Here is a 407-nt window from a genome sequence, read left to right as displayed (position 1 = left end):
CGGTATTTTCTAAAAATATAAGGCTGCGGATTATATCCATGTTGATTTTTTCGCATAGGTACTTCCATATTAATCTGGTTGTAAGTAAATAAGTCTCTTTGATAATCAATACTCAGATAACCTTTGTCTCCTAATATTGTACACTTTTGCTACAAGTGCTTAATATCTTTGAGATAATGAATATCATGTACACAAGCTTGTGTTACATCAAAATCGGTAAAAATCTCATCAGTAGTACACACTGCATGCAATTTATAACCATAATAAACACTATTTTGCGAAGCACAAAAACCTTTATCCGGGCTGGTAAAGTAATTTTCTCTACAAACAGTACTTCTGGAACTTCTGCTTAATTTGCATATTTCTAATGGCATGCTATCTACAATGTAATAATCACTGACAGATAT

1 pseudogene is annotated in these 407 nt (G+C 31.9%); it reads right to left on the bottom strand.

The window, feature by feature from the left end:
• A pseudogene (locus GNY06_RS15640) lies at nucleotides 1-407 on the bottom strand (transposase); the annotation flags it as partial.

This window comes from Elizabethkingia argenteiflava (assembly GCF_009904105.1).
GTDB lineage: Bacteria > Bacteroidota > Bacteroidia > Flavobacteriales > Weeksellaceae > Elizabethkingia > Elizabethkingia argenteiflava.
Note: the sequence above shows the minus strand (reverse complement) of the source record. Positions and strands in the feature narration are given on the sequence as shown.